General features: G+C 68.0%; 20 protein-coding genes. 9 read left to right on the top strand and 11 right to left on the bottom strand.

From position 1 onward, the window contains the following. Nucleotides 1–15 precede the first annotated feature (15 nt). Nucleotides 16–1,122, bottom strand: coding sequence for an S-(hydroxymethyl)glutathione dehydrogenase/class III alcohol dehydrogenase (locus RM531_RS10175; protein WP_311659062.1), 1,107 nt, complete (start codon nucleotides 1,120–1,122; stop codon nucleotides 16–18). Nucleotides 1,123–1,390: 268 nt separating this feature from the next. On the opposite strand from RM531_RS10175, the gene RM531_RS10170 reads away from it, so the two are divergent. Together RM531_RS10170 and RM531_RS10165 are read left to right on the top strand one after the other, a co-directional pair. Further along, the gene (locus RM531_RS10170) at nucleotides 1,391–2,062 is read left to right on the top strand and encodes an alpha/beta hydrolase (protein WP_311659061.1); all 672 of its coding nucleotides are present in this window, start codon (nucleotides 1,391–1,393) and stop codon (nucleotides 2,060–2,062) included. Nucleotides 2,063–2,088: 26 nt separating this feature from the next. After that, the gene (locus RM531_RS10165) at nucleotides 2,089–2,679 is read left to right on the top strand and encodes a DedA family protein (RefSeq protein ID WP_311659060.1); all 591 of its coding nucleotides are present in this window, start codon (nucleotides 2,089–2,091) and stop codon (nucleotides 2,677–2,679) included. A gap of 21 nt (nucleotides 2,680–2,700) precedes the next feature. On the opposite strand, the gene RM531_RS10160 is transcribed toward RM531_RS10165, so the two are convergent. From RM531_RS10160 to RM531_RS10145, 4 genes are read right to left on the bottom strand one after another with little or no spacing between them, the layout of a single operon-like run. Continuing rightward, nucleotides 2,701–6,495, bottom strand: coding sequence for a translocation/assembly module TamB domain-containing protein (locus RM531_RS10160; RefSeq protein WP_311659059.1), 3,795 nt, complete (start codon nucleotides 6,493–6,495; stop codon nucleotides 2,701–2,703). Beyond that, nucleotides 6,496–8,217: an autotransporter assembly complex protein TamA gene (locus RM531_RS10155; RefSeq protein WP_311659058.1), complete on the bottom strand. Its 1,722-nt coding sequence runs from the start codon at nucleotides 8,215–8,217 to the stop codon at nucleotides 6,496–6,498. 53 nt (nucleotides 8,218–8,270) lie between these two features. Further along, nucleotides 8,271–10,187 (bottom strand): S9 family peptidase, encoded by a 1,917-nt coding sequence (locus RM531_RS10150; RefSeq protein WP_311659056.1) that lies wholly within the window; start codon nucleotides 10,185–10,187, stop codon nucleotides 8,271–8,273. Continuing rightward, a complete protein-coding gene (locus tag RM531_RS10145) occupies nucleotides 10,184–10,948 on the bottom strand; it encodes an NRDE family protein (RefSeq protein WP_311659054.1) in 765 nt (254 codons plus the stop codon). Before RM531_RS10145 ends, RM531_RS10150 begins: the two co-directional genes overlap by 4 nt. A 165-nt stretch (nucleotides 10,949–11,113) precedes the next feature. Between RM531_RS10145 and RM531_RS10140 the strand changes: the two genes are divergently transcribed. Then, the gene (locus RM531_RS10140; RefSeq protein ID WP_311659053.1) at nucleotides 11,114–12,439 is read left to right on the top strand and encodes an NAD(P)/FAD-dependent oxidoreductase; all 1,326 of its coding nucleotides are present in this window, start codon (nucleotides 11,114–11,116) and stop codon (nucleotides 12,437–12,439) included. Nucleotides 12,440–12,460: 21 nt separating this feature from the next. Here RM531_RS10140 and RM531_RS10135 read toward each other — a convergent pair whose 3' ends face one another. The 6 genes from RM531_RS10135 to RM531_RS10110 all read right to left on the bottom strand — a co-directional run bounded on the left by RM531_RS10135 (nucleotide 12,461) and on the right by RM531_RS10110 (nucleotide 18,005). Beyond that, a complete protein-coding gene (locus tag RM531_RS10135) occupies nucleotides 12,461–12,850 on the bottom strand; it encodes a DUF4870 domain-containing protein (RefSeq protein WP_311659051.1) in 390 nt (129 codons plus the stop codon). A gap of 28 nt (nucleotides 12,851–12,878) precedes the next feature. Then, complete coding sequence (locus tag RM531_RS10130; RefSeq protein WP_311659049.1) at nucleotides 12,879–13,721, bottom strand: M90 family metallopeptidase; 843 nt, start codon at nucleotides 13,719–13,721, stop codon at nucleotides 12,879–12,881. 18 nt (nucleotides 13,722–13,739) lie between these two features. Then, nucleotides 13,740–14,633, bottom strand: coding sequence for a 5'-nucleotidase (locus RM531_RS10125; protein WP_311659048.1), 894 nt, complete (start codon nucleotides 14,631–14,633; stop codon nucleotides 13,740–13,742). Nucleotides 14,634–14,672: 39 nt separating this feature from the next. Continuing rightward, complete coding sequence (locus RM531_RS10120; protein WP_311659047.1) at nucleotides 14,673–15,512, bottom strand: SAM-dependent methyltransferase; 840 nt, start codon at nucleotides 15,510–15,512, stop codon at nucleotides 14,673–14,675. Continuing rightward, nucleotides 15,499–16,353 (bottom strand): glycine/sarcosine N-methyltransferase, encoded by an 855-nt coding sequence (locus tag RM531_RS10115; RefSeq protein ID WP_311659044.1) that lies wholly within the window; start codon nucleotides 16,351–16,353, stop codon nucleotides 15,499–15,501. The genes RM531_RS10120 and RM531_RS10115 overlap by 14 nt, the downstream gene beginning before the upstream one ends. 299 nt (nucleotides 16,354–16,652) lie before the next feature. After that, nucleotides 16,653–18,005 (bottom strand): hypothetical protein, encoded by a 1,353-nt coding sequence (locus tag RM531_RS10110; RefSeq protein WP_311659043.1) that lies wholly within the window; start codon nucleotides 18,003–18,005, stop codon nucleotides 16,653–16,655. Between the two features lie 110 nt (nucleotides 18,006–18,115). On the opposite strand from RM531_RS10110, the gene RM531_RS10105 reads away from it, so the two are divergent. The 6 genes from RM531_RS10105 to RM531_RS10080 all read left to right on the top strand — a co-directional run bounded on the left by RM531_RS10105 (nucleotide 18,116) and on the right by RM531_RS10080 (nucleotide 25,745). Further along, nucleotides 18,116–19,108, top strand: coding sequence for a ligase-associated DNA damage response exonuclease (locus tag RM531_RS10105; RefSeq protein ID WP_311659040.1), 993 nt, complete (start codon nucleotides 18,116–18,118; stop codon nucleotides 19,106–19,108). Nucleotides 19,109–19,340: 232 nt separating this feature from the next. Beyond that, complete coding sequence (locus RM531_RS10100; RefSeq protein ID WP_311659038.1) at nucleotides 19,341–20,957, top strand: ATP-dependent DNA ligase; 1,617 nt, start codon at nucleotides 19,341–19,343, stop codon at nucleotides 20,955–20,957. Next, the gene (locus tag RM531_RS10095) at nucleotides 20,947–21,216 is read left to right on the top strand and encodes a hypothetical protein (RefSeq protein ID WP_311659036.1); all 270 of its coding nucleotides are present in this window, start codon (nucleotides 20,947–20,949) and stop codon (nucleotides 21,214–21,216) included. The genes RM531_RS10100 and RM531_RS10095 overlap by 11 nt, the downstream gene beginning before the upstream one ends. After that, nucleotides 21,203–23,680: a ligase-associated DNA damage response DEXH box helicase gene (locus RM531_RS10090; protein ID WP_311659035.1), complete on the top strand. Its 2,478-nt coding sequence runs from the start codon at nucleotides 21,203–21,205 to the stop codon at nucleotides 23,678–23,680. Before RM531_RS10095 ends, RM531_RS10090 begins: the two co-directional genes overlap by 14 nt. Further along, a complete protein-coding gene (pdeM, locus tag RM531_RS10085) occupies nucleotides 23,677–24,339 on the top strand; it encodes a ligase-associated DNA damage response endonuclease PdeM (RefSeq protein WP_311659034.1) in 663 nt (220 codons plus the stop codon). The genes RM531_RS10090 and pdeM overlap by 4 nt, the downstream gene beginning before the upstream one ends. After that, nucleotides 24,336–25,745 carry an MATE family efflux transporter gene (locus tag RM531_RS10080; RefSeq protein WP_311659032.1) on the top strand — a complete coding sequence of 470 codons (1,410 nt, stop codon included), beginning with the start codon at nucleotides 24,336–24,338 and terminating at the stop codon, nucleotides 25,743–25,745. The genes pdeM and RM531_RS10080 overlap by 4 nt, the downstream gene beginning before the upstream one ends. Nucleotides 25,746–25,758: the final 13 nt, after the last annotated feature.

The following is a 25,758-nucleotide window of genomic DNA, read 5'->3' as shown; positions in this document are numbered from 1 at the left end:
TCCTCTGGGTCGGGATCAGAAATGGATGACGGTACGGATGCTCTTGCCCTCGTGCAGCAGATCGAACGCTTCGTTGATCTGCTCCAGCTTCATGTTGTGGGTCACGAAGCTGTCGAGGTCGATATGGCCGCACATGTAGCTGTTCACGAAGCCATTGAGATTGCGCCCCTTGACGCCGCCGAACGCGGAGCCGGTCCACTCGCGGCCGGTCACCAGCTGGAACGGACGGGTGGAGATTTCCTCCCCGGCCCCGGCCACGCCGATCACCACCGACTTGCCCCAGCCCTTGTGGCAGCATTCCAGCGCCGAGCGCATGACGTGGACGTTGCCGATGCATTCGAACGAGTAATCCACGCCGCCGTCGGTCATGTCGACGATGACCTCCTGGATCGGCTGGTCGTAGTCCTTGGGATTGACGCACTCGGTCGCGCCCATCTGCTTGGCCAGCTCGAACTTGGACGGGTTGATGTCGATGGCGATGATGCGTCCCGCCTGGGCCATGACCGCGCCCTGGATGGCGGCCAGGCCGATCGCGCCGAGGCCGAAGACGGCCACGTTGGAACCTGGCTCCACCCCGGCGGTATTGCGCACCGCGCCGATGCCGGTAGTCACGCCGCAGCCCAGCAGGCAGACCTTGTCCAGCGGGGCATCCTTGCTGACCTTGGCCAGGGACACGCCGGCCACCACCGAGTATTCGGAAAACGTCGAGCAGCCCATGTAGTGGTGCAGCGACTTGCCGTTGGTGGAGAAGCGCGAGGTGCCGTCCGGCATCACGCCCTTGCCCTGGGTCTCGCGTACCGAACTGCACAGGTTGGTCTTGCCCGACTTGCACAGCTTGCATTCGCCGCAGTCGGCGGTATACAGCGGAATCACATGGTCGCCCGGGGCCACGGACGTCACGCCCTTGCCGACTTCCTCGACGATGGCGCCGCCCTCGTGACCGAGAACGCTGGGGAAATTGCCTTCCGGATCGGCCCCGGACAGGGTGAATGCGTCGGTGTGGCACACGCCGGTGGCGACATTGCGCACCAGCACTTCGCCGGCCTTCGGGCCCTCGACGTCGATTTCCGTGACTTCCAGCGGTTTGCCTGCCTCCCAGGCGACAGCTGCGCGTGATTTCATCGTTAACCTCCGTTGTCGTGGTTGGTCGGCCCGGCAATCGGATCGGCGGTCTGGCGGCCGGCAACGGTTGCTCCCGGTCGCAGCCCGCCCGTGGGCCGCTCGCATCCTGTCTTGTTTTTTGTGTATCGTCGCCACCGTCGTCAGGGCTGTGCGAGGCCCCGCTGACGGGAGATCGGCTCCAGGACACCGGCCCGGGCACCGAGCTACCAGTCTACGCCCATCCCGGGTGATGATCACAATCCTGCAGGGCCGGAGAACCGGAATTCACATGCTCGAATCAGTGGTGGTCGAACCGCAGGGCGCGCATCGCGCCAGTGTTGTGTGGCTGCATGGCCTGGGTGCGGACGGCCATGATTTCCAGCCGGTGGTGCCGGAACTGGGATTGCCCGCGGATGCCGGCGTGCGCTTCATTTTTCCGCACGCCCCGGTGCGCCCGGTCACCCTCAACAACGGCATGGCCATGCGGGCCTGGTACGACATCGCCAGCCTGGACGTTAGCGCGCGCGAGGATGCCGAGGGCATCGAGGCGTCGCAGTCCGAGGTGGAAACGCTGATTGCCGCCGAGCGCGAGGCCGGCATTCCCGCCCGCGCGATTGTGCTTGCCGGCTTTTCCCAGGGCGGCGCGATTGCCCTGCATGCCGCGCTGCGCCATCGCGAGCGTCTGGCGGGCGTGATGGGATTGTCCACCTATTTGCCGCTTCGCGATCGCCTGGCCGCGGAGGTAAGCGACGCCAACCGTGACCTGCCCGTGTTCATGGCGCACGGCAGCCTCGATCCCATGCTGCCGCAGCAGCTCGGCGAGATGAGTCGCGATCATCTGCAGGCGGCGGGCTACGGGGTCGCCTGGCACAGTTATCCGATGCAGCATCAGGTCTGTCTGGAGGAAATCCGCGCGATTGGCGACTGGCTGCGGGGTGTATTGCCGATGGCGGGGAACTGAACAGGCTGGCGGCCTGTTGTTCCCCGATGATCGAGTGGTTGCAGGAATTGATCATCGCCTACGGCTATATCGCCGTGGCGATCGGCTGCTTCTTCGAGGGTGAAACCAGCATCCTGCTGGGGGCGATTGCCGCTCAGCAGGATGTGATCTGGTTTCCGGGGGTGCTGATCGCCGGGCTGATCGGCACGGTGATCGGCGATAACGCCTGGTTCTATGCCGGCCGTTACATGGGCAAACCGTTCATTGCCCGCCGCCCGGCATGGCGGGCCCGGGCGCGCTACGCCGGCCGCCTGCTCGATCGCTACGGCGCCGGGCTGATCATCGGGGTTCGCTTCTTCTACGGACTGCGGTCGGTAATCCCGTTTGTCATCGGCGCCGCCCGGGTATCGCCGCTGAAGTTCTTCATCTACGACCTCATCGGTACCCTGATCTGGCTGAGCGTGATCGGGTTGCTGATGTATTTCCTGGGGTCGGCCGTGGGCCGCGCCCTGACCGCCCTGCAGAGCGACCGCGGCGGCGCCACCCTGCTGATCGCCGGGCTGGCTCTGTTCGCGGTATTCGCGGCCCTGTTTGCCTGGCGGGTGCGGCTGGATCGGCGGGCCCGCCGGCCGGACTGAAGCCGGCCTCGGCTGCCCGACCTACGGCCGTTCGATCGAGAACAGCAGATCGCCGCCCGAATGCGCCCCGGTGGATTCGGTCTGGATGCGCCAGAGCGGCGTCAGCGTATAGCGCAGCCGCAGGGTCGACACCGGCTCAAACAGGCCCACCCCGTAGTTGACGTACAGCCGGGGCGTCAGCCACTTGCCCACCATCAGGGCCGCCTGTTCGCCGGTGGTGCCGGGGGCGCTGTCGATGCCGATCTCGTCCAGCCCCAGCCGGTCGCCTACGCTCTTGACCAGCGTGTTACCGCCCTTGAGTCCCAGCGCCAGGGCTGCCCGGGAGACCAGACTCGCCTCGGAGGACGACGCCCCGTCCAGCGGCCGTCCCAGCAGCAGCCAGGACAGCTGTTCCGACTGGCCCATGCCGGGTTCGGAATAGAGCGTGAAATCCGGCGTGCGCAGATTGCCGCGCACCTGCACGCCCACCAGGATGTCGGTGGCCGGCCGCCGCACCGCGCGGACATCCAGGCCCGGCTGAGTGACCGGGCCGCCCGCGAACAGCACCCGCCCGCGCTGAATGTCGAGGTCCTGACCGTAGGCCTTGTAACGACCCTCGGTGACGCGCAGTTCGCCGGTACCGGTTGGCGGGTCGCCGGGCTGCTGCCGCACCCTCAGATCGCCGGCGATGTCCGCGGTCAGCCCGAAGCCCTCGAAATGCACCGCGTCACCCAGCACCAGGGTCACGTCCGCGTGCAGCGCCCGACCGGCGGCACCCGGTGGATTGTCCGCGCTGACGATGACCTGGTCATCGGACACCGTGACCGCGCTACCGGCGGGCAGTTCGCGGGGTGTGATGTCGGCTTCCGGCACGGTAACGGTGCCGGTCACGTCGATACGGTCGGCGCTCATGCCGATGGTCAGATCGGGCGATACCAGTACGCGCGCGTCGCGGGTGTCCATGGCCAGAAAGCGGTCGCCACGCACCGTCAGGTCCACGGTGGGGCTGTCGCCGCCGAAGCCGATGGTGCCGCCGGCTTCCACGGTGCCCTCGCCCGAGGTGGCGCCCGCGTCCAGTTGCACCCGGTTACCCTGCCCGACCAGCGCCGCGCGCACCGCGGTCAGTTCCAGCCCGGGCGTGACCAGCGCCACGCGATCCGCCTCCAGTGCCACTTCACCGATCAGTTCGGGGCGCGACAGGCTGCCGCCGAGATCCAGCTGGCCATCGAGTCCGCCCTCGAACGCCTCGATCTCGTCGGTCAGCCGCGTGATCACGGACAGGTCCGGCACCGCGATGTCGACCGTACCGGATAGGGGGCCCCCGGTCAGGCCGTTCGCCGCGTCACCGGCGTTCACCGCCAGCGCCACCCGGCCGCCGGCCGTCAGGGGCAGGTCGCCGTCCACCGTCAGCCGGCTGGCCCGCAGCGTCGCCGTGATCTCGCCGGCCTCGAACCCGAGCAGGGTCAGGTCGTTACCGTCCGGATCGGTGGCGGAGATCGCCCCGGCGGAGGTGTTGATCCGCGCGGTGACATCGGGCTCGCCGCCGCGAATGCCCGCGTCGGCCTCGGCATCCACGGTGCCGGCTAGCGCCAGGTCCGGTGGCAGCCAGGGACGGGCCAGTGCCAGCGCGGCGTTCTGCAGGGACAGGTTGCCGGTGATCTCGCCGCCCCGGCGCTGGCCGGACAGGCACAGGCGAGCGTCCCCGCCGGTCAGGCAGGTCTGCTCCAGCGACTGGGTGGTGGCGTTGAGGCGGCCGGCAGCCGGCGCGGCGAGCGCGAAGGTCGGCAGCGGGTCCTGGGTCAGATTCAATTGCTGGAGGGTGAAGGCCCAGTCGGTTTCGTCGTCGGTCAGGGCCCCGGTCAGGCCGAGATCGGCCTCGAGTTGCGGGCCAGTCAATGCCAGCCGCAGCTGATGGTCGGCGGGCGTGCCGTCGCCGGCCAGAGTCACGGCATCCAGGGTCTGGCCGCCGGCCTGCAGGTCGGTGATCTGCAGATCGATCTTCGAGCGGGCCTGCCCGCTGCGGTCGATGTCGGCGCTCAGCGTCAGCGCCGCCAGTTCGTTGCCCGCGGCTTCCAGGTCGTTAGCGTTCAGCTCGGCGTTGACCCGCAGGGCTTGCAGCGTGCCGCTGATCCGGCCTTCGCCCGCCGCGGCCCCGTTCAACGCCGCGCCGAACGGCGCCAGCGTATTCAGCGTCGGTGCGTCCAGGTTCCAGTCGAGGTCCGAGGTGGTCTGCGCGAGTCCCAGGCGGCCGTTCGCGGTGAGGCGGTTGCCGCCGGCTTCCAGTAGCAGACGGTCGATGTCGACGCGCTCGGGCCGGTAGCCGGCCGTGGCGTCCACCCGTACCGGCACGTCGCGCAGCCGCCCGTCCACCGCCAGGGTTTCCACCCGTGCCGTGAGCGCGCCGTCCGGCATCGCCGCGGTGGCGTGAAGGTCCAGCGACAGGTTGCCCGGCCAGGCGGCCTGGATGGCGCCGGGGTTGACGTTGTCGCCGGCCAGCCGGATCTCGGCATCCAGCGCCGGTGCCCAGGCTACGCGGGCGTCGCCCGCGATCCGGCCCGGGCCGCCGGACACGGCAATCGTTGGCAGACGGATGGCAGAAAGATCGCCCGAACCCGCCAGCTGCAGCTGGCCGGCGTCCTGGTCGGGTAGCTGCCAGCCGATGTCGGCGTCCAGTCGATAGTCATCCAGCCGTCCGTCCACGGCAATCGAGCCGCTGTCGCTGCGCAGGGTGGGCTCGCCGGCCAGCGGCCACTGCAGGTCGTGCCAGCGCAGGCGCACGTCCAGCGGCGTGCCGGGGCCGAGTGCCACCCGACCGTCCGCATTGAGTTCGCCCGCCATATCGGAGCTGGTCAGGCGCAGGGTGTCCAGCCGCACGCGGGCGGGCGACACGTTGGCCGCCAGGTCCAGGCGCGCGCGACCGTGCGCCTCGCTGTTGCCGGTAATCCAGCCCTGCACGTCGAGGTCGCCGAGCGGGCCGCTGGCGTTGAGTTCGGCGTCCACGCCCGCCGGTGGCAGATCGGCCCGGATCGCCGCCACATCCGTCTGGTTCAGGTGAACCGTGGCGTCCAGGGCCGCGGCGTCCAGCAACTGTGTCAGGACGACCTCGGCGCGAGCGTTATACGGGGTGGCCACGGTCTGATCCACGGTCAGGCGTTCCAGCAGGTTGCCGCCGACACGGGTCTGACCGCTCACCGGCGCCAGGTCGGGTGCCCGAACGGTCCAGTCGAGGCCGGCTTCCAGGGCAAATGGTCGGACCGGGGTGAGGCGCAGGTCGCCGTCGGCATCGGCCAGCGGCGCCCGCAGCGTGAGCGTGTCCACCTGCCACCGCTGATTGTCGAGCCGGGCGCCAAGCTCGGCGCGATCCAGCCGGATCGGCTCGGCATCGGGCTGCGCGCGATAGGCGACGTCGCGGATCGCGAGCCGTTCGATCACCACCCGCAGGGGCAGTTCGATGCGCTCGGGCAGCTCGGTCGGGGTGTCGCTGTCGTCGGCCGGGGGTGTTTCGTCCGGCCGGGTGGTGACGGTGATGCCGCTGCCTTCCAGTGCCCGCACGCGAAGTTCGTTCTGCCACAGCCGCCGGGGCTGCCAGGCCAGGCGCAGCCGGTCGGCGTCCAGTTCGAGGCCGGGCAGGTCAACCCGGACGCCACGCACGACCACCTCATCCAGCAGCCGACCCTCGACCGCTGCCACCTCGATACCATCGGGCAGATAGGGCTGGCCCAGCGACCAGGCCCAGCGCAGGCCGGTATGGGTGCCGGCCACGAATGCCACCAACCCGGCCACCAGCAGCACCACGCCGGCCAGCCCCAGCAGCAACCATGTCAGCCAACGTGCCATTTACAGATCCGGTCCCAGGCTGAAGTGAAAGCTGAAATCGCTGTCGGGATCGTCCAGCGGATGCGCGAAATCGATCCGCAGCGTGCCGATCGGCGACAGCCAGCGAAACCCCACGCCGACCCCGCGCTTCAAGTCGAAACCGGTGGTGGGTGAGGCGTCGCCGGCATCGAAGAACACGGCGGCGCCAAACTGCTTGTAGAACAGATACTCCGCCTCGATGCTGGCGATCGCCAGGTACTGGCCGCCGGTGTTCTCGCCGGCGGCATTCTTCGGCCCGATTTCCTGATAGCCATACCCGCGCACGCTGCGGTCGCCACCGGCGTAGAAACGCTGCGACGGGGGCAGGGCGTCGAAATCACTGGTTTGCGTGCCGGCCAGTTCGCCGCGCGTCAGCAGCCGCGCGCGGTCGCCGATGGGGACTACCAGCGCGGCGGTTAGGTGGCCCTGGATGAAGTCCGTGGCGGAGACCAGCGCCTCGGTGCCGCCATGCACGTCCAGCGACAGGCTGATCCCCTGCCGGGGTCGCAGCAGATCGTCGGCCTGTTTGAGACTGAGAGTGGCACCGGGATAGAGCAGATCGGAACTGCGGCGGCCGTTGCCCAGATCGAAGCTTTCCCGTTCCAGATTCAGGTACAGACGCCGCCGGCCCTTGGCCCAGCCGTCCTCGCGCGAGGCGGACAGCCGGAACTGGTCGGTGCGCACGTCGCCGATTTCCTCCTGGGTGGCGGTGGCGCCGAAACTCAGCCGATCCTCCAGCACGTTGTCGATGGGGATATCGTAGCGGGCCGACAGGCTCTGCTTGATTTCGGATAGCCGCAGGTCGGTGCGAAACTGGTGGCCGCGCCGGTTCAGGCGGCGGAACTCGGCGCCCAGTCCCAGCCGGGCCCCGGTATCCGTGCCGTAGCCGACACTGGCGGTATAGCGACGCGGTTTGCGCGGCTCGGTGCTCACCCGCACCGGTACCTGCGGGGCGGGATCGACGCCGGGTTCGTTCAGCAACTCGTCACGCCTGGCCTCGATCTGCACCTGATCGAAGTAGTCGGTGTCGCCCAGCGCCAGTTGCAGGTCGATCAGGCGTTCGGCATTGAACGGGGTACCGGACTCGAAGGGCACGTATCGCTGGGCGAATGCCGGATCGAGAATGTCCTGCTCGATCTCGATCGGGCCGAAGTAGTAGCGAGGCCCGGTCTCCAGCACCAGTTCGATTTCGGCCTCCGCCTGTTCCGGCTGCACGCGAATGGCGGCGGTGCGGTACCCGGCGTCGAGGTAACCGGCATCGTAGGCCGCGCTCAATAGGGCCGATTTGGTCGCTTCGTAGTGACGATGGTCGAGCTGCTTGCCGGTACCCAGCACGCTGTCGGCCAGAACCTCCTGCACGGCGGGCAGGTCGGCGCCTTCGCCGACGGCGTCGAGTTCGAGGCTGGTCACCCTGGTGGCCGGGCCCGGGTCGACCTGGTACCGGGCCCGCCACTGGTCGTCCTCCCGCGTCAGTTCGGCCTCGATCTCGGGCTGGTAGTAACCGAACGGCTGCAGGGCCTGGCGGATTTCGCCGCTTGCCAGCCGGTGCAGCCGCCGAACACGGGCCTCGTCGCGTTCCCGGGTGGGTTTGTCGTCGATGGTCAGGAATGCCCTTGCATTGTCGGCCAGTTCGCCTTCGATGCCCTCGAGCGTGACCGACACCTCGTCGGCGCGAACGGGGCCGCACAGCGCGAGCAGCGCCACGGCGGCGCAGACAGCCCGCCGGCGTGGCGGGCGGTTTCCGGCAGGCCGGCGCTTCAAGGGGAACCGTGATCGGGCTGCAGTGGTACCTGCGGCAGGTCGGTGTCAGCCGGGGTGAAGCCCAGAATCCGCCCGTAGAAGGCCAGTTCCGACCCGATGGCGGTGCGGATGTTGATGGCGGCGCGGAAGCCGTGCCGCTCTTCCGGGAAAGTGATGTGGGCGGCCGGCACGCCCTGCCGGCGCAGCGCCGTCACCATGGTCTCGGCCTGGTCCGGAGGCACCACCTTGTCCTTGAGGCCCTGCAGGAACAGCACCGGACAGGTGAGCCGGTCGGCATGGTGCAGCGGTGAGCGTGCGCGCAGCAGGGCCGGGTCCTCGCCGATCAGGCGCAGCAGATAGCGGGATTCGAACTTGTGGGTGGAGGCCAGCAGCCGCTCGAGATCGCCGATGCCGTAATAACTGGCGCCGGCGGCCGCGACCCGGGCAAAGGTCAGCACCGACAGCACGGTATAGCCGCCCGCCGAGGAGCCGCTGATCACCACCCGCCCGGGGTCGGCCAGACCCTGATCGGCCAGGTAGCGGGCGCCGTGCACACAGTCGGCCACGTCGGCCACGCCCCAGGCGCCGTACAGGGCTTCGCGGTAGGCGCGGCCATAGCCGACGCTGCCGCGGTAGTTGACGTCGAGCACGGCGAAACCGCGCGAGGTCCAGAACTGGATGCGCGGGTCCAGCGCGGTCACGGTGGCGCCGGTGGGTCCGCCGTGGCACTTGATCAGCAGCGGCGGCCGTTCGCCGCCCGGAACCTGCCAGTCGGGGTGGCGTGGCGGGTAGTAAAGCGCGTGCGCCTCGGCGCCGTCGGCGGTCGGGTAGCGGATGGCGTCCGGGGTGGACAGCACGGCTTCCGGCCAGTCGCTGTCGGCACTGGCCCTCAGGCGCTGCAGGCCGCTGCCATCCGCATTCAGGGTGCACAGGGTGGGCGCGGTGGTGGCGCTGCCGCCGATGAAGGTCAGCCGGCCGCCGCTGGCGCGCAGCTGCTCCAGATGGGTGAAGGGCAGATCGAAGGTGCGCAGTCGACCGCTGTCGCGGGCCACGCTCACCAGCGAGGCAAAGCCGTCGCGGCTGACCACCGCGTAAAGCCCGCCGTCGTCATCGAAGGCGACCGTGCTCTGACCGAATACCCACTGCGGCACGCCGAATTCGGCGGTTTCGTGGGTGACCGGTACCAGTCCGTCATCCGTATGCCGGCAGATATTCCACCAGCCGGAGGCGTCCGACACCACGTGCAGGCTGCCGTCCGGCGCGAAGATGGGCTGGAACAGGGATTCGGCCGGCCCGCCGGCCAGCGCCACCGGCTCGCCGTCGCCGGCGAGGTCGAGCTGCCACAGGGTGGTGCCGTCCCAGGGCATGTTGGGATGGTCCCAGCTCAGCCATACCAACCGCCGCCCGTCCGGCGACAGCCGCGGACTGGCGATGAAGTCGGGCCCGGACGCCAGCGTCCGGATGTCGCCGTCCTCGCTGATGGCCACCAGTGAGGCTCGGGGTTCCGGATCGGCGTTGTGATCCTCACAGACCGCGATCAGTCGTCGCCGGGGGCGGTCCACCTGCAGATCGGCAAAGCTCAGGCCGCGATCCGGCGGGGTCAGGCGCCTCACGGTGCCGTCGGCATCAACACGATGGATGCACTGGTCCTCGCTGTTGGCGAACCACAGCGTCGGTCCGTCCAGCACGAAGGCGCCGCCGCCATACTCGTGCACGGCTGAACGCACATCGTACGGGGCCGGCACCCGATCGCGCGTGCCGCGCTCATCCGCCATCACCACGGTGGTTCGCCCGCCCTCGTCCGGCCGTCGCTCGGTCCAGGCCACGGCGCCTTCGGCGGTCATCGCGGTCTGGCCGAGCTTGAGGCCGGCGGCCGCCACGGTGTCGGTGCCGACCGGCGAGGGCCATTCGCCGCAGGGCCGGGGCGTTGTCATGACCATGTCCACTCCTGTTCCACGTCCCCGCCCGGCTGGCCGCCGGGGCCGAACGAGCGTTCCCGCATGTGCATCCGGCCGTCCGCACCTCGCAGCAGCACCGTGGACGCCCGGGTGCCGTACTGCTCGCCCCGGATGAACAACGGACTCAGCAGCCGTTCGGTCGCCAGGCCCACCCCGGTATCGGGCAGCGCGGCATCCGGTGCCGGAGTGGTATCGGCCAGCATTGCCAGCAGCTCGTCCGTGTCGATGTCCGGCGGCGCCAGTGCGCTGCGCAGGGCGCTGGCGGCTCGTTCGGTCTTGGGCCAGCTATCGCCCCACCGTCCGTTCGACAGCGCGTGAATGCCGGGGGTTACTCCCTGGACACCGGCATCGTCACGATTGTTCAAATAGAACAGGTCGTCGGCGTCCCCGATCAGCAGGTTGAAGCCCGGAAATTCATGGCGTCGGGACCAGATGATCTCGGCATGATCCCGCGCACAATCCCCGCCGGCGAGGTAATCCGCCACCAGGGCGCCGCGGGAACGCGGCCCGCCCGCGGCGCCGGGTTCCCGCAGATTGGTCACCGCGGCGAAACGGCCCCGGTGGTCGGCGGCGCACCAGGCACCGCCGGCCTGGCGGTCGCGGCCGCCGATGACACCCGGCGTATCCGGCCAGACGTGCAGGGGCGCAGTGTCGCGGCCGTGAAACTCGTCGCGGTTGGTGGCGAGCACCAGATCGTGAACCGGGTGCACGCGCCAGGCGAATGCAATCAGGCACATGGGAGGCGTCGTCTCCGGGGCGTCGCGTGGGCTGTCATCCCCGGTCGGGACACAGCATCATCGGCTGCATAGCCTAGCAGGGCTGCTGCGGGCTGACGGATGCGGCGGCGCAACATGACGGCGTGATACCATCGCTACGGGGATTTGGCGGGCAATGTGACAACAATGAGTCAGAATCATCCGGTCCCGGATGGACACCGTGTGGTGATCATCGGCGGCGGTTTCGGGGGGCTGTTCGCAGCGCAGTCGCTGGGCAAGTCCGGCTACGACGTGACGCTGCTGGACAAGCGCAATTTCCACCTGTTTCAGCCGCTGCTCTACCAGGTGACCGCCGGGACGCTGACCACCGGCGACATCTGCGTGCCGCACCGTGTACTGCTGCGTCGCTACAAGAACGTGCGCGCGCTGATGAGCACCGCCTACGACGTCGACCCGCAGGCGCGCACCGTGCGCCACGAGTTCGGCGAGGTGGGCTACGACACCCTGATCGTGGCCACCGGCGTGAAGCATCACTATTTCGGTAATGACGACTGGGCCGAGTACGCGCCCGGCCTCAAGACCATCGAACATGCCCTGCGCATGCGCCGCCGCATCTTCAACGCTTTCGAGATGGCCGAACTGGAAGCCGATACCGAGCGGCGCCGGGAGTGGCTGACCTTCGTGATCGTCGGTGGCGGCCCCACCGGGGTGGAACTGGCCGGCGCGGTGGGCGAACTGGCCAACCGCACCATGGTGGGCGACTTCCGGGCGGTGGATCCACGCGATGCCCGCATTCTGCTGGTGGAGGGGGCGGATCGGGTGTTGCCGACCTACCCCGAGGCCCTGTCCCGGCGCGCGCAGGAAATGCTCGAGGAACTGGGTGTCACCGTGGTCCGTTCGACCATGGTCGAGGATATCGGCGAGGGCAGCGTCCGCATGAAGGGCCCGGACGGCAGCGAGACGGTGTCGGCGCGCACGGTGCTATGGGCGGCGGGCGTGCGGGCCTCGTCGTTCGGCGTCCGGCTGGCCGAACGCACCGGTACCGAGCCGGATCGCGGCGGGCGCATGCGCGTGAACGATGATCTGTCCCTGCCCGACCATCCGGATATCTTCGTGATCGGCGACCTGGCCCGCTGCAACGATGCCAACGGCCGCGACGTACCCGGCCTGGCCCCGGCGGCGATCCAGCAGGGCGAATACGTGGCCAAACTGCTCAAGCGCCGGGCCAAGGGCAAGCCGGACAAGCCGTTCAAGTACACCGACAAGGGCACCATGGCGGTGATCGGCCGCAACCGCGCGGTGGGTGACCTCAACGGCTTCAAGGTGTGGGGCTTTCCGGCCTGGCTGCTGTGGGTGTTCGTGCATATCTACGCGCTGATCGGCAACGAGCGCCGCCTGCGGGTGATGCTGCAATGGATCTGGAAGTACTTCACCCGCAAGACCGGCGACCGTCTGGTGACCGGACGGCCGGCGAAAACCCGCGACATCCAGCATCGGCACGAGACCGGCTAGGTCTGTCCGATTCGCGCCGGCCTAGCTGAGCAATCGCAGCGTGAACGGGTAGCGATAGGCCTCGCCCCGGCTGGCCCGCACGGCGGCCAGAATCATGGTCACCACCCAGATGATGGCCAGAATCACCAGGGCGATGACGGCCAGCACCGGGATGATCACGGTCCACACCAGGACCAGTGACAGGGTGGCCGCGATGATGCTCCACAGGGAAAAGGAAATCTGGAAGTTCACCGCTTCCCGGCCCTGATCGTCGACGAAGGGGTTGCCCTCGCGCTTTATCAGCCACAGGGCCAGTGGCCCCAGAATATGGCCGAAGGGAACCACCAGGCCCACGAAGCCGAGCAGGTGGCAGCCCACCGCCAGGTTGTTCTGGTTGTGGTCGCCGCCGTTGGCGTGAGTGATCTGGTTCATCTTGTGGTCCCGGATGCGTTTGAGCACATTATCCGGGTGATCCGGCCCCGGAATCCAGCGATCGCGACGGCCCGGCGGTGCCCAGCCCGAAGTAGGCGTCGAGCAGGCGGTAGAGGTCGGGATGTGCGCGGGCCAGGTCGGCCCCGTTCTGTATATAGGTTTCCACCGCCACGGCAAAGAATTCCGCGGGGTTCTCGCTGCCATAGGGGTCGAGCACCGGCGAGCCCGTCTCGCGCAGATCGTCGAAGTGCTCGCGCATCACCGTCGACCATTCCCGATAGTCATCCATCGGCGGGGCGCCGGTGGTATCGGGGCGGTCGAAATCCAGCTGGTGGGCAAATTCGTGCACCACCACGTTGACCGGGTCGCCCTCGAGCGCGGCCTGAACGTCGGACCAGGACAGCACCACCCGGCCGGCGTCCCAGGCCTCCCCCGCCAGCAGGTCGGGCTCGTCGTCCACCAGTCCCAGTTCGTCCGGCGCCTCGTGGTGCACCCAGAAGGCGTCCGGATACATCACGATGTCGCGCACGGCGGGATAACCGTCGGCATCGGGCTGCAGGCGTAGCAGGCAAGCCTGCGCGGCGATGGCCACGCGGCAGGCGTCATCCACCACGAACCCGCCCGCCCCGTGGAATCGGGTGTCGGCCAGGAAGGCCGCGACCCGTGTGGCCAGACGGTCGCGCAGCAACGGCGTCAGGGGTGGCAGTCCGGGGGCAATGTCGGCCAGCGCCTGTTGCTGCGCCGGGGTCAGCCGGGCGGCGGCGCCACGGGGTTGCCGGCGGCGTTCATGCCAGGGATGGACCAGCAGCCAGAGCGCGAAACCGATCGCCAGGACGACCAGGCTCCAGCCGGCCAGTTCGGCAACGGTCACGAGCGGACGTCCGCCGGGCTATTCGTTGGCCACGCCGTGCGGCACGTGGCCGGCGGCGACGTGCTCGGCGGCAGCGCCGACGTGGGTCTGCTGATCGTCGAAGAAGATGTCGGCGCCGAAGGCGCGCAGGAATTCGCCCTTGGCCATGCCGCCCAGGAACAGCGCCTCGTCGATGCGGATGTTCCACGCCCGCAGGGTGCGGATCACCCGCTCGTGGGCCGGGGCCGAACGTGAAGTCACCAGGGCGGTGCGGATGGGGCAGTTCTGTTGTCCGAATTCGGCCTGGATACGGCAGAGTGCTTCGAGAAAGCCCTTGAACGGGCCGCCCGACAGCGGTTCGTTGGCGGCACTGACCTCGCTTTCCGCGAAAGCGGCCAGGCCCTGTTCCTTGAAGATGCGCTCGGCGTCATCGGAAAACAGCACTGCGTCGCCGTCGAAGGCGATACGCAGCGCGCCTTCGCCGCTCTGGCGCTGACGGGCCGGCACGATGGTGGCGGCGGCATAACCGGCATCAAGCGCGGCACGCACGTCGCCGGGGTCCGCCGACAGGAAGAGCTGGGCACCGTAGGGCGCCACGTAGCGGTAGGGAGAGCCGCCGCTGGTGAACGCTGCCCGGGTGATGTCCAGACCGTGATGGGCAATGGAATTGAACACGCGGAGGCCGGTGTCGGCGCTGTTCCGCGACAACAGGATGATTTCCACCCGCTGACGCGATTCCTCGTTCAGCGCCAGCAGCTTGCGGACCAGCCCGAAGGCCACGCCCGGCTCCAGCACATCGTTCTCGTGCTCGATCTGGTACTGGCAGTAAGCCTCGCGGCCCTGCTGCTCGAACACCTCGTGCGAGGCTTCGAGATCGAACAGGGCGCGCGAGGACAGCGCGATGACCAGCTTGTCGGGAGCGGTGATTGCCATTGGTCTCATGGTAGCCAAATGACAACCACCTGTCCGCGATCAGCCAGGCAGCTTGAAGTGGAAGATGCCCCAGCAGAGATTGCCGGCGCGACCGTTGTCCACCCAGTGGCCCAGCCCGGTGATCATGTTGTCGAGATAGGTCTGGCTGATGGTGCCCAGCAACTCGTCGTAGCGGGACTCGAGTTCCTGCTTGACCCGCCCGTAGTGGCGCGGCAGCTGCTCGGAATGGTCCTCGAATGCCACCTTCTCGAAGCCGAGTTCGCCCAGTTTGCGCTCGTAGAACTGCGGCGATCCCATGCTTTCCAGCTGGATGCGGTCGAGCACCGGCTGCAGCTGGTCGCGGGTGGCGTTCTCGGTTTCCATCGGGTCGGTGAAGATCAGTTCGCCGCCCGGTTTGAGCACGCGCTTGATCTCTTCCATCACCTTGTCGCGGTTGCCGCTGTGCAGGAACGAATCCTGCGACCAGGCGATGTCGAACGAGTTGTCCTCGTAGGGGATGTTCTCGAAGTTGCCATCCACCACGGTTACCTGGTCGCTCAGACCGGCATCGGCAGTCTGCTGACGCGCGCGCTGGTTCTGTACTTCGGACAGATTCAGCGACACCACGTGGCAGCCGAACTTGGCGGCCAGGTAGCGCGGCGAGCCGCCATAGGCACCGCCCAGGTCGATCGCCCGGCTGTCGGGCGTGGCCGAAAGCCGGTCGGCCATGGCGGCCACCGTGCGGCGGCTGGCATCGCGGATGGGTTCCACCTCGTCCTGGTACAGGCCGATGTGGATGTCCTCGCCGCCCCACACCGTGTAGTAGAAGGTGTCGGCGTCGTCGCTGTTGTAGTAACTGCGCGCGGTCTGAACGACCTCGGAATATTCACTGGCCGCCATCTTGGTCCTCCTCGTCTTCGGTCCATGCCTTCTGCGCGACGTGGATGAAGAAATCCGGGTCGTAATGCTTGTACGACTCCTGGAAATCCCCGTAGGTGTCGATCTGCTGGAAACCGGCCTCGCGCATCAGGCCGCGCACATAGTCCCGGCGCAGCGGGAACATGTTCAGGTGAAATACCGAACCGTCGGCAAACGTATAGCGGAAGCGGGCCAGACCCTCGTCCACGTGCTCGGGTTCGGCCTTCACGTCGTCGCCGCAGTAATAGTACTGGTGGCTGGGGCCATCGCCCTGATTGTCCAGCAGGGCATCGTAGTTGCGCTGATCGAGGATCAGGATGCCGTCATGCGCCAGCACCGAATAGAACTCGGCCAGCACGCGATGACGCTGGTTTTCATCAAACAGATGCGTGAACGAATTGCCCAGACAGATGATGGCATCGTAGCGGCCGACGATATCGCGGCTCAGCCAGCGCCAGTCGCTGTGCACGGTGCGCAGGATCATGCCCCGCTTGCGGCCATTGGCGAAGGCCTTGGCCAGCATGTTGGGGCTGCCGTCCACACTCACCACGTCGAAACCGGCGTCCTGGAGCCGAACCGAGTGGAAACCGGTGCCGGCCGCCACGTCCAGGACGTGCTTGGCGCCATGCTGGCGGAGGACGTCAATGAAGAAATCGCCCTCGCTGGCGGCGCGTCCGTCCCAGTCGATCAGATCATCCCAGCGCTCGGCAAAGCCCTTGATGTATTCGTCCTGATAGTGGCCGCTTTCGCGAACCTCGAGCGGCTCTTCGCCGAACTCCTGTTCCTGGTTGGCCATGGTGGCCACGTTCTGCTCGTTGCCCATATCGATAATGTCCCAGAGTTGCCGTGAAATTTGGCCCTCCCGTCCGTCGATCGTGATCGATCGTTTGCTTTAGTGATATTAGACCGGTGGCGCGCGTGAACGCGCCGGGAGGGTGACCGGGCCACTCCGGCCCGGGTTCCCTTGGCGGCTGCATGACCCGATGTGCCGATCGCAACCTGCCCGCGGTACCCTGCCTGCCGCCGTCTCGCGCACATGGTCGTGCCCGATCCGGCGTCAACGCGATACCGCGTTTTCGCCTTGTCTGCCGGGAAAGCCTCTCCGCCTTTCCCGGATTGGTGTCAGAAGTAGTAACCCACGTTGATGTTGAAGCGCGTGTCCCATTTATCGGCGGCAGCGGACCCGAGATCGGTCAACTGGGCGCCGCCGAAACCGCCGCTGCTGATGTACGGCGTGGTGAACGGCTGGTTCTTGGCGAGAACGAAGTCCACGTAGGTAAAGAAGGCGCCGGCCGCAATGCTCATGCCGGTCACGTTCTGAATGGTTTCCTCGAGCCGCGGATCTTCCTTGTCGACGTAGGTGAAATCGTTGTAGTACTTCAGGGCCGTAATCGGGCCGATGCTGACCTTCTGCGTGTAGGCGAGGTTGGCCAGATAGGTCCAGGCCTCGGCCGGCATGGTGTACTCGAACGAGTAGGCGCCGGTCCCGATGATCTCGGTGTCGAAACCGGGCGACGCCTCCGGGTTGATCGCGTATTTCGCGAGCTGAAGCATCAGATTCCACGGCCCGTAGTTGCCATGGAGATGGCCGGCGGCCGCCCAGTGATCCCCGCCATCCTCGTTGATGGTGCTGTTGTAGATCTGCCCGCCCTGCAGCGACAGGCCGAATTCGCTGGCCGCGTTCTCCGCGTGAACCGCCCGGTAGGCGTAGCGGATATTGCCGGTGTTGGCCTCTTCAATGGCTTCCTTGTCGGTGCCGTCGCTGACGTTGAGCGGGTCGTACGAGTAGCGATTGAACCCGCCGTCGCCGGCGTATTCGTCATTCTTGAAGAAGGCCAGCTGCAGATTGTGCGGGCCGCTGTCGTAGATGAAGTTCACGCCGGCGTCGTAATCGTCTTCCAGGCCCAGGTAGTAGTTGGACGAGAAGAAGAAATTGTTGGATGCGTACGGCTGGATACCGAACGGCACCTGCATGATGCCTAGCTGGCCGCGCCACTCGTCACTGAAGTCGTAGCCCAGCCAGCCGTGGTGAATGAAGTGCGAATTGCCGAACGTCGGGTAGAACCGGTATTCCGCCGAAAATATGATGTTGCTGATCTCGCCGTCGAGATTGATGCGAAACGTATCAATGTCGATCTCGCCGCCCGTGGCGCGATCATTGGCATTGCTGCCGCGACGCTGGAACTGGAAGCGCAGTGCGCCGCCGACATGGATGTCCGGCTTGGCATCCGCGGCGTCATTCTGCGCCACGGTAGCCTGCTCGCTGGCCGCATCCGCTTCTTCGGCGGCGGCCTCGGCGGTGGCGCTGGCCTCGTCCGACGAGGACTCGGCCTGTTCCAGGCGTTTTTCCAGACTTTTCATCTGCATTTGCAGGCGCTTGAGCTCCTCTTTCAGCTGCTCGACGTCGCTGTTCTGCCCCCATGCCGGCATCGTCACCGCGGCTGCGGCAAGCGCGGCGATCATGAAACGTTTCATGCTCTCCCCCACCATCGGTTGTCCACCTACCCTACCGAAACGAGGCGACAGTTGCATGTCGCATCCGCCTCCGGCTTTGCTGCGTTAAGTCGTGGAATGATGGAATTCGGATGATCGAACTGACCGACAAGGGCCTCTACTGCCGGGCCGGGGATTTTCACATCGACCCCTGGCGACCGGTCCCCCGTGCCCTGATCACCCACGCCCACGCCGACCATGCCCGGCCCGGTCATGAACAGTACTGGGCGGCGTCGGCGGGCGAATCGCTGCTGCGTCATCGGCTGGGGCGGGAGATCGCGCTGGAACCGATGGCCTATGGGGAAACACGCCGGTTCGGCAGTGTCGAGGTGTCACTGCATCCCGCCGGACATGTTCTGGGTTCGGCCCAGGTTCGGGTGGCCGGGGATGACGGTGTCTGGGTGGTGTCGGGTGATTACAAGCGCGATGCGGACCCCACCTGTGCGGACTTCGAAGTAGTGCCCTGTGACACCTTCATTACCGAAGCCACCTTTGCCCTGCCAGCCTATCGCTGGCAGCCGGCCGCCGCCGTGGCCGCGGATATCCACCACTGGTGGCGAGCCAACGCGGCGCTGGGCAAGACCAGCGTGCTGTTCTGCTATGCCCTGGGCAAGGCGCAGCGTCTGCTGGCGGAGCTGCTGGCCCATACGCAGGAAACCGCGTTTCTGCACGGCGCCCTGACGCCGCTGACCGAGTGTTACCGCGAGGCCGGTATCGCCATGCTGCCCACGGAACCGGTGGGGCGCCGCCTCAAGGGCGAGGATTTCTCGCAGGCGCTGGTGCTGGCGCCGCCATCGGCCGCCGGTTCCGCCTGGATGCGCCGCTTTCCGCGCCATTCCGCCGGCTTTGCCTCGGGCTGGATGCGCATACGCGGCAACCGCCGCCGGCGCGGCTACGACCGCGGCTTCGTGTTGTCCGACCACGTCGACTGGCCGGGGTTGATCCGCACCATCGAGGAAACCGGCGCCCGCCGCGTGCTCGCCACCCACGGGCGCACCGATGTGCTGGTGCGATACCTGCGGGAGCGGGGCTGGGAGGCGGATTCGCTGGAGACGTTGTTCGGGGATGGTGAGGATGCCGCATGAGCATTGGGTGGCCCAATTCCTTTGAGATGGCGCGTCGGGCCTGGGGTTTCGCCCTGCTGGGCGAGTGTCTTTTCTTTGCATCGTCAAAGAAAAGTCACCAAAGGAAAGACGCCCCGGACCGCGCAAGCGGGGCGGAATCTTCAGACACAGCCAAGCCGTGGTGGAATGCCCAACTTTCTATCACGAGCGACCGGCATTCGCTCTCAAACCAGGGCGGGGCATAACTCTCGCCATGCGCCGCTTCACCAGCCTCTACATCCGCCTCGACGCCACCACCGCCACCGGCGAGAAGGTCGCCGCCATGCGCGACTACTTCGCCGAAGCCCCGGCCGCCGACGCTGCCTGGGCGGTGCATTTCCTGGCCGGCCGGCGGCTCAAGCGGCTGATTCCCACCGCGCGTTTACGGGAATGGTGTGCTGCGGAAACCGACATGCCGTTGTGGCTGGTGGAGGAAACCTACTCGGCGGTCGGCGATCTGGCCGAGACGGTGAGCCTGCTGCTTGATGCAGTCGATACCGACGAGGCCGGTCTGGATCGGCCGCTGCATCACTGGGTAGCAGAAGACATCCTGCCGCTGCGGCAGGCGGATGAGGCGACGCAGCGCACGGCGGTGACCGGGTTCTGGCGCAGCCTGCCGCTGGAAGGCCGGTTCGTGCTCAACAAGCTGCTGACCGGGGCGTTCCGCGTGGGCGTGTCGCGACGCCTGATGACCCGGGCGCTGGCCGAATACTCGGGCATCGAACCGGCGGTGCTGGCGCATCGCCTGATGGGCCGCTGGCAGCCGGATGCCGAGTCCTTCCGGCGACTGGTCGACCCGGACGATCACGGCGAGGATGCCGCCCGGCCCTATCCCTTCTTTCTGGCCTCGCCGGTCGAGCAGGCACCCGGCGAGACGGTGGCCGATCTCGGGCCGGTATCGGACTGGCTGGTGGAGTGGAAGTGGGACGGTATCCGGGCCCAGCTGATACGGCGCCGGGGTGAGTGCCACCTCTGGTCGCGGGGGGAGGAGCTGATGGCCGGGCGCTTTCCCGAAATCGAGGCCGCCGCGGCCGACCTGCCTGACGGGCTGGTGCTGGACGGCGAAATTCTCGCCTGGCCGGTCGACGCCGACAAGCCGCTGCCGTTCGTTCAGCTGCAACGGCGGATCAACCGTCTGAAACCGTCGGCCCGCCTGCAGGCGGAAGCGCCGGTGCGTTTCATGACCTATGATCTGCTCGAGCAGGCCGGTGCCGACATCCGCGAACAGCCGATCGAGGATCGCCGGGCGCGGCTCGAGGAGGTGCTGGCGGATGCCGACCCGGCCATCGGCCTGTCGGCGTCGGTGCACGAATCCGGCTGGGCGCCGCTGGAAACGCGGCGGGCCGGTTCGCGTGATCTCGGCACCGAGGGCTTCATGCTCAAGCGACTCGGATCGCCCTACCGGGTGGGGCGCACCCGCGGTGACTGGTGGAAGTGGAAGGTCGATCCGTACACCATCGATGCGGTGCTGTTGTACGCCCAGCCGGGGCATGGTCGGCGATCCAATCTGTTGACCGACTACACCTTCGGCCTGCGGGACGGCGACGAGCTGGTGCCGTTCGCCAAGGCCTATTCCGGGCTCACCGACGCCGAAATCCTGGAACTGGACCGCTGGCTGCGCCGCCATACGCTGGAGCGATTCGGGCCGGTGCGGTCGGTGCAGGCGGAACAAGTGTTCGAACTGGCGTTCGAAGGCATCCAGCCATCGGCGCGGCACAAGTCCGGCATCGCCGTGCGTTTCCCCCGGATTGCCCGCTGGCGCCGGGATCTGTCGGTGGCCGACGCCGACACCCTGCAACAGGTCAAGGAACTATTGCCCCGTGAACGTTAAATCGGTTGCCGACTACACCTGGAAGGATGTCCTGCGCATCGGCCTGGGCCTGATCATGTTCGTGCTGGGCATCCTGGGGCTGGTGCTGCCGATCCTGCAGGGGGTGCTGTTCCTGCTGATCTCCCTGGTGCTGCTGGCGCCCTACTCCCGTACCGTGCGCCGCGGCCTGGCCTGGATGCGCCTGAAATTCCCTGGCGTTCACCGGCAGGCGCGGGCTTGGCGCCAGCGCATGGCGGCGAGGTTCAATGCCCTGCGCTAGCCCGGTGATGGGTGGCGACGACCCGGGGCCAGCCGGGTTGGAAGTGGTCGAAGCCTGGTTCGCCGGCCGCGGCTGGTCGGTGTTCGATTTCCAGCGCGAGGCCTGGCAGGCCTACCGGGCCGGGGAATCGGGCCTGATCCACGCACCGACCGGGACCGGCAAGTCCCTGGCCGCGCTGTTCGGGCCACTGCTGGAATGGCTGGCCGATCCGGGCACGGCGACCCCGCCGCTGCGCGTGCTCTGGGTCACCCCGCTGCGGGCGCTGGCGGCGGATACCGAGGCCAATCTGCGCCAGCCGATCGATGACCTCGGGCTGCCCTGGACGGTGGAACGCCGCACCGGTGACACCACCAGCGCCACCCGGGCCCGCCAGCGCAAACGCCTGCCCTCGGTGCTGGTGACCACGCCGGAAAGCCTGTCCCTGCTGCTGAGTTACGCCGATCACGATCGCCTGTTCGCGGACCTGCGCGCGGTGGTGGTGGACGAGTGGCACGAGCTGCTCGGCAGCAAGCGCGGGGTGCAGCTCGAGCTTTGCCTGGCCCGGCTGCGGGCGCTGCGGCCGGCCCTGCGCACCTGGGGACTGTCGGCGACGCTGGCCAATCTGGGCCAGGCGCGGGATGTGCTCCTGGGCCACGGCAGCGCCGGGCGACTGGTACAGGGCGCGGTGCTGGCAAGCACCGTGATCGACTCGCTGCGCCCCGCCGAGATGGCGCGCTTCCCCTGGGCCGGGCATCTGGGCACATCGCTGATTGGCCCGGTGATCGACGCGCTAGCGGCCGCCGATACCACCCTGCTGTTCACCAATACGCGGTCCCAGGCGGAACTCTGGTACCAGGCGATCCTGCGCGAGCGGCCGGACTGGCTGGAACAGGTGGCCCTGCATCACGGCTCGCTCGACCGCGGCCTGCGCGACGAGGTCGAAACCCGGTTGCGCGCGGGGTCCCTGCGCTGCGTGGTGGCCACCAGCAGTCTCGATCTGGGGGTGGACTTTTCCCCGGTGGATCAGGTGCTGCAGATCGGCAGCCCCAAGGGCGTGGCCCGCCTGCTGCAGCGGGCCGGTCGCGCCGGCCACCAGCCCGGTGCCACCAGCCGGGTGCTGTGCGTGCCCACGCATGCATTCGAGCTGGTGGAGATTGCCGCCGCCCGGCGCATGGCCGAAGCCGGCCGCATCGAAGGCCGCGAACCGTTGATTGCGCCCCTGGACGTGCTGGCCCAGCACGTGGTCACGCGGGCGCTGGGCGGCGGCGTGACCGCCTCGGCCCTGAAAGCCGAAGTCGCCGGCACCCACGCCTATGCGGATCTCGGTGACGCCGAATGGGACTGGGTCCTGGCCTTCGTCACCCGGGGCGGCCGGGCGCTGGGCGCCTATCCGCAGTATCACCGGGTGCATGAGGAAGGCGGTCGGCTGAGCGTGCCGGACCGGCGCATCGCCGCCCGCCATCGCATGAGTGTCGGCACCATCAGCAGCGATGCCGCCATGCAGGTCCGGTTCCAGCGCGGCGGCCGTCTCGGCCATGTGGAGGAACGCTTCATTGCCCGGCTCAAGCCGGGGGATGTGTTTCTGTTCGGTGGGCGGCTACTGGAACTGGTGCGGGTGCGTGATTTGACCGCTTATGTTCGCGCGGCCAGACGCGGCAAGCGTGACGTGCCGCGCTGGGCCGGCGGCCGGCTGGCCATTTCCGGCACCCTGGCCGCAGCGATCCGGGACCTGCTGGACGAGGCCCGGCAGGGCCGTTTCGAGCCGCCGGAAATGCAGGCACTGCGGCCGCTGCTGGCGGTGCAGCAGCGCTGGTCGGCCCTGCCCGCGGCGGATGAACTGTTGGTGGAGCACGTCACCAGCCGCGAGGGCCGGCACTGGTTCGTCTACCCGTTTGCCGGCCGGCTCGCCCACGAGGGGCTGTCCGCGCTGGCGGCCTGGCGTATCGCCCGGGATCACCCGGCCAGTTTCCGTTTCTCCGTCAACGATTACGGCTTCGAGCTGGTCACCCGCACGGCGATTGACCTGACCGCGGCGGACCTGCAGGCGGCCCTGTCCCCGTCGAATCTGCTCGCGGATCTCGACCAGTGCGTCAATGCCGCCGAGCTGTCGCGCCGCGCGTTCCGCGACATCGCCCGGGTGGCCGGGCTGGTGTTTTCCGGCTACCCGGGCCGCAACAAGAGCGCGCGGCAGCTGCAGGCCTCGAGCGGGCTGATATTCGACGTGCTGCGTGAGTACGATGCCGACAACCTGCTGCTGGATCAGGCCCGCCGCGAGGTGATGGCGCGGGAGCTGGAGGTGTCGCGGCTGCAGTCGGCCCTGGCCGCGGTTGCCGCGCAGCGGATTCGTCTGGTGCGCTGTGAGCGGCTCACGCCGATGGCGTTTCCGCTGTGGGCCGAGCGGGTGGCCAGCCAGGTCAGCACCGAGTCCTGGCGCGACCGGGTGGCCCGTATGGCCGAGTCGCTGGAAACCGAGGCCGACGCGTGAGCCAGCGCCGCTTCGACGTGGCGGGACAGCGCCTGATCATGCGGGCCGACCGTACCCTGCACTGGCCGCGGGCCGGCATCCTGCTGCTGGCCGATCCGCACTTCGGCAAGGGGTCGGTATTCCGGCGCCAGGGGCTGGGGATTCCGGCCGGCGCCACCCGCGACGACCTCGACCGCCTGTCCCGGGCCCTGGCCGAAACCGGCAGTCAGCGGCTGGTGATTCTGGGGGATTTCCTGCACGCGCCGCCCGCCGGCGACGAAGCCTGGCTGGACACCTTCGCGGCCTGGCGCCGGCGTCATGCGGCGCTGGATATCCTGGTAACCCGCGGCAACCACGACCGGCTGGCGAGCGTACCGGACGACTGGGCGTTAGACTGGCGGCGCGGGACGGTATTCGAGCCGCCCTTCGCCTTCCGCCACGAGCCGGGGCCGGTCGAGGGTGCCTATGCCCTGGCCGGGCACTGGCACCCGGTGGTGCATTTGCGCCAGGGCAGCGAGCGGCTGCGGGCACCGGTGTTCTGGTTCGGCGCCGAGTGCGGCGTGCTGCCCGCGTTCGGCCGCTTCACCGGCGGCCAGCCCGTCAAGCCCCGCCTGGGCAACCAGTTATTCGCCGTCGGACCGGAGACCATCATGCACATCGGTATCGGGCAGCGCGCGTGAGCCAGCCCTCCGCCAACCGCCACAACCACGCGCGCCTGACCGAGGGGTCGGTGTCCGGCCACCTCGCGGCCATGTCCATCCCCATGATCTGGGGCATCCTGGCGGTGATCTCGATCAACGTCACCGACACATTCTTCGTCGGTCAACTGGGCACCGAACCGCTGGCGGCGCTGGCGTTCACCTTCCCGGTGGTGATGACGGTCATGAGCCTGGCGCTGGGGCTGGGTATCGGCGTGGGCTCGGTGCTGGCCCGGCAGATGGCCACCGCCAGCGACGCCCGGCTGCGGCGCCTGACCACCGACAGCCTGGTGCTGGCGCTGCTGATCGTGATCGGTTTCGTGGTGGTCGGTCTGCTCACCATCGATCCGCTGTTCGCCGCTCTCGGGGCGGGACCGGACATGCGCGAGCGCATCGCCGACTACATGGTGATCTGGTATCTGGGCATGCCGTTCCTGGTGGTGCCGATGGTCGGCAACAACGTGATCCGGGCCTGCGGCGACGCTCGCCTGCCCAGCATGCTGATGGTCTGGGCGGCGATTGCCAACATTGGTCTGGATCCGATCCTGATCTTCGGCCTGGGGCCGGTGCCGGCCATGGGGCTCGAGGGGGCCGCGCTGGCCTCGGCGCTGGCGCGGGCCTCGTCGCTGCTGCTGACGCTGGCGGTGCTGCATTACCGGATGCATCTGATCGAATGGGCCTGGCCGCAATGGGCGCATCTCAAGGCCTCGGCCCGGGCGGTGCTGCACGTGGCGCTGCCTGCGGCCGCCACCAACATGGTCAACCCCATTTCCATTGCGGTGGTGACCGCGCTGGTGGCGCCGTTTGGCGCCCCGGCGGTGGCCGGCTTCGGCGTGGCCACGCGGATAGAATCGCTGGCGATGATTCCGATTCTGGCCCTCACCGCCGGCATTGCCCCGGTGGTGGGCCAGAACTGGGGCGCGGACCGTACCGAGCGCGTGGCGCGCGTGCTCGCGGTGGCGGCCGGTTTCTGCGTCGTCTGGGGGCTGGCCATGGCGGCCCTGCTGGCGCTGTTCGGGGCGCAACTGGCGTCAGTGTTCGACAGCCAGCCCGAAACCGTCGAGGCGGCGGCGCTTTACCTGTGGATCGTGCCGATCTCGTTCGCCGGCTACGGGCTGCTGATCTGTGTCAACGCCATGCTCAACGCCGCCGGGCGGCCGCTGTCGGCCACCACGCTCAGCCTCACCCGGGCATTCGGCCTGTACGTGCCGCTGGCCTGGATCGGCTCGCTGGTCTTCGGGCTATGGGCGGTGTTCGCGGCGGCGAGTGTTTCCAGTGTCTTGGCGGCGGTATTTGCCTGGTGGCGGGGGCGGCGGTTGGTGCGGATTGCCGCGCCGAGGGGCGATCGTGATGGGGATGAACTGGTTGAGAGTGTCGGGCCTCACTGATTTCCGCCGTAGA

The sequence above is a fragment of the Spectribacter acetivorans genome (genome assembly GCF_031846305.1).
Lineage (GTDB): Bacteria > Pseudomonadota > Gammaproteobacteria > Nevskiales > Salinisphaeraceae > Spectribacter > Spectribacter acetivorans.
Note: the sequence above shows the minus strand (reverse complement) of the source record. Positions and strands in the feature narration are given on the sequence as shown.

Excerpts from the sequence above, each read along its gene's own strand:
- RM531_RS10175 (WP_311659062.1), bottom strand. The coding sequence starts at position 1,122 with ATGAAATCACGCGCAGCTGTCGCCTGGGAGGCAGGCAAACCGCTGGAA.
- RM531_RS10170 (WP_311659061.1), top strand. The coding sequence starts at position 1,391 with ATGCTCGAATCAGTGGTGGTCGAACCGCAGGGCGCGCATCGCGCCAGT.
- RM531_RS10165 (WP_311659060.1), top strand. The coding sequence starts at position 2,089 with ATGATCGAGTGGTTGCAGGAATTGATCATCGCCTACGGCTATATCGCC.
- RM531_RS10160 (WP_311659059.1), bottom strand. The coding sequence starts at position 6,495 with ATGGCACGTTGGCTGACATGGTTGCTGCTGGGGCTGGCCGGCGTGGTG.
- RM531_RS10150 (WP_311659056.1), bottom strand. The coding sequence starts at position 10,187 with ATGACAACGCCCCGGCCCTGCGGCGAATGGCCCTCGCCGGTCGGCACC.
- RM531_RS10145 (WP_311659054.1), bottom strand. The coding sequence starts at position 10,948 with ATGTGCCTGATTGCATTCGCCTGGCGCGTGCACCCGGTTCACGATCTG.
- RM531_RS10140 (WP_311659053.1), top strand. The coding sequence starts at position 11,114 with ATGAGTCAGAATCATCCGGTCCCGGATGGACACCGTGTGGTGATCATC.
- RM531_RS10135 (WP_311659051.1), bottom strand. The coding sequence starts at position 12,850 with ATGAACCAGATCACTCACGCCAACGGCGGCGACCACAACCAGAACAAC.
- RM531_RS10125 (WP_311659048.1), bottom strand. The coding sequence starts at position 14,633 with ATGGCAATCACCGCTCCCGACAAGCTGGTCATCGCGCTGTCCTCGCGC.
- RM531_RS10120 (WP_311659047.1), bottom strand. The coding sequence starts at position 15,512 with ATGGCGGCCAGTGAATATTCCGAGGTCGTTCAGACCGCGCGCAGTTAC.
- RM531_RS10115 (WP_311659044.1), bottom strand. The coding sequence starts at position 16,353 with ATGGGCAACGAGCAGAACGTGGCCACCATGGCCAACCAGGAACAGGAG.
- RM531_RS10110 (WP_311659043.1), bottom strand. The coding sequence starts at position 18,005 with ATGAAACGTTTCATGATCGCCGCGCTTGCCGCAGCCGCGGTGACGATG.
- RM531_RS10105 (WP_311659040.1), top strand. The coding sequence starts at position 18,116 with ATGATCGAACTGACCGACAAGGGCCTCTACTGCCGGGCCGGGGATTTT.
- RM531_RS10100 (WP_311659038.1), top strand. The coding sequence starts at position 19,341 with ATGCGCCGCTTCACCAGCCTCTACATCCGCCTCGACGCCACCACCGCC.
- RM531_RS10090 (WP_311659035.1), top strand. The coding sequence starts at position 21,203 with ATGCCCTGCGCTAGCCCGGTGATGGGTGGCGACGACCCGGGGCCAGCC.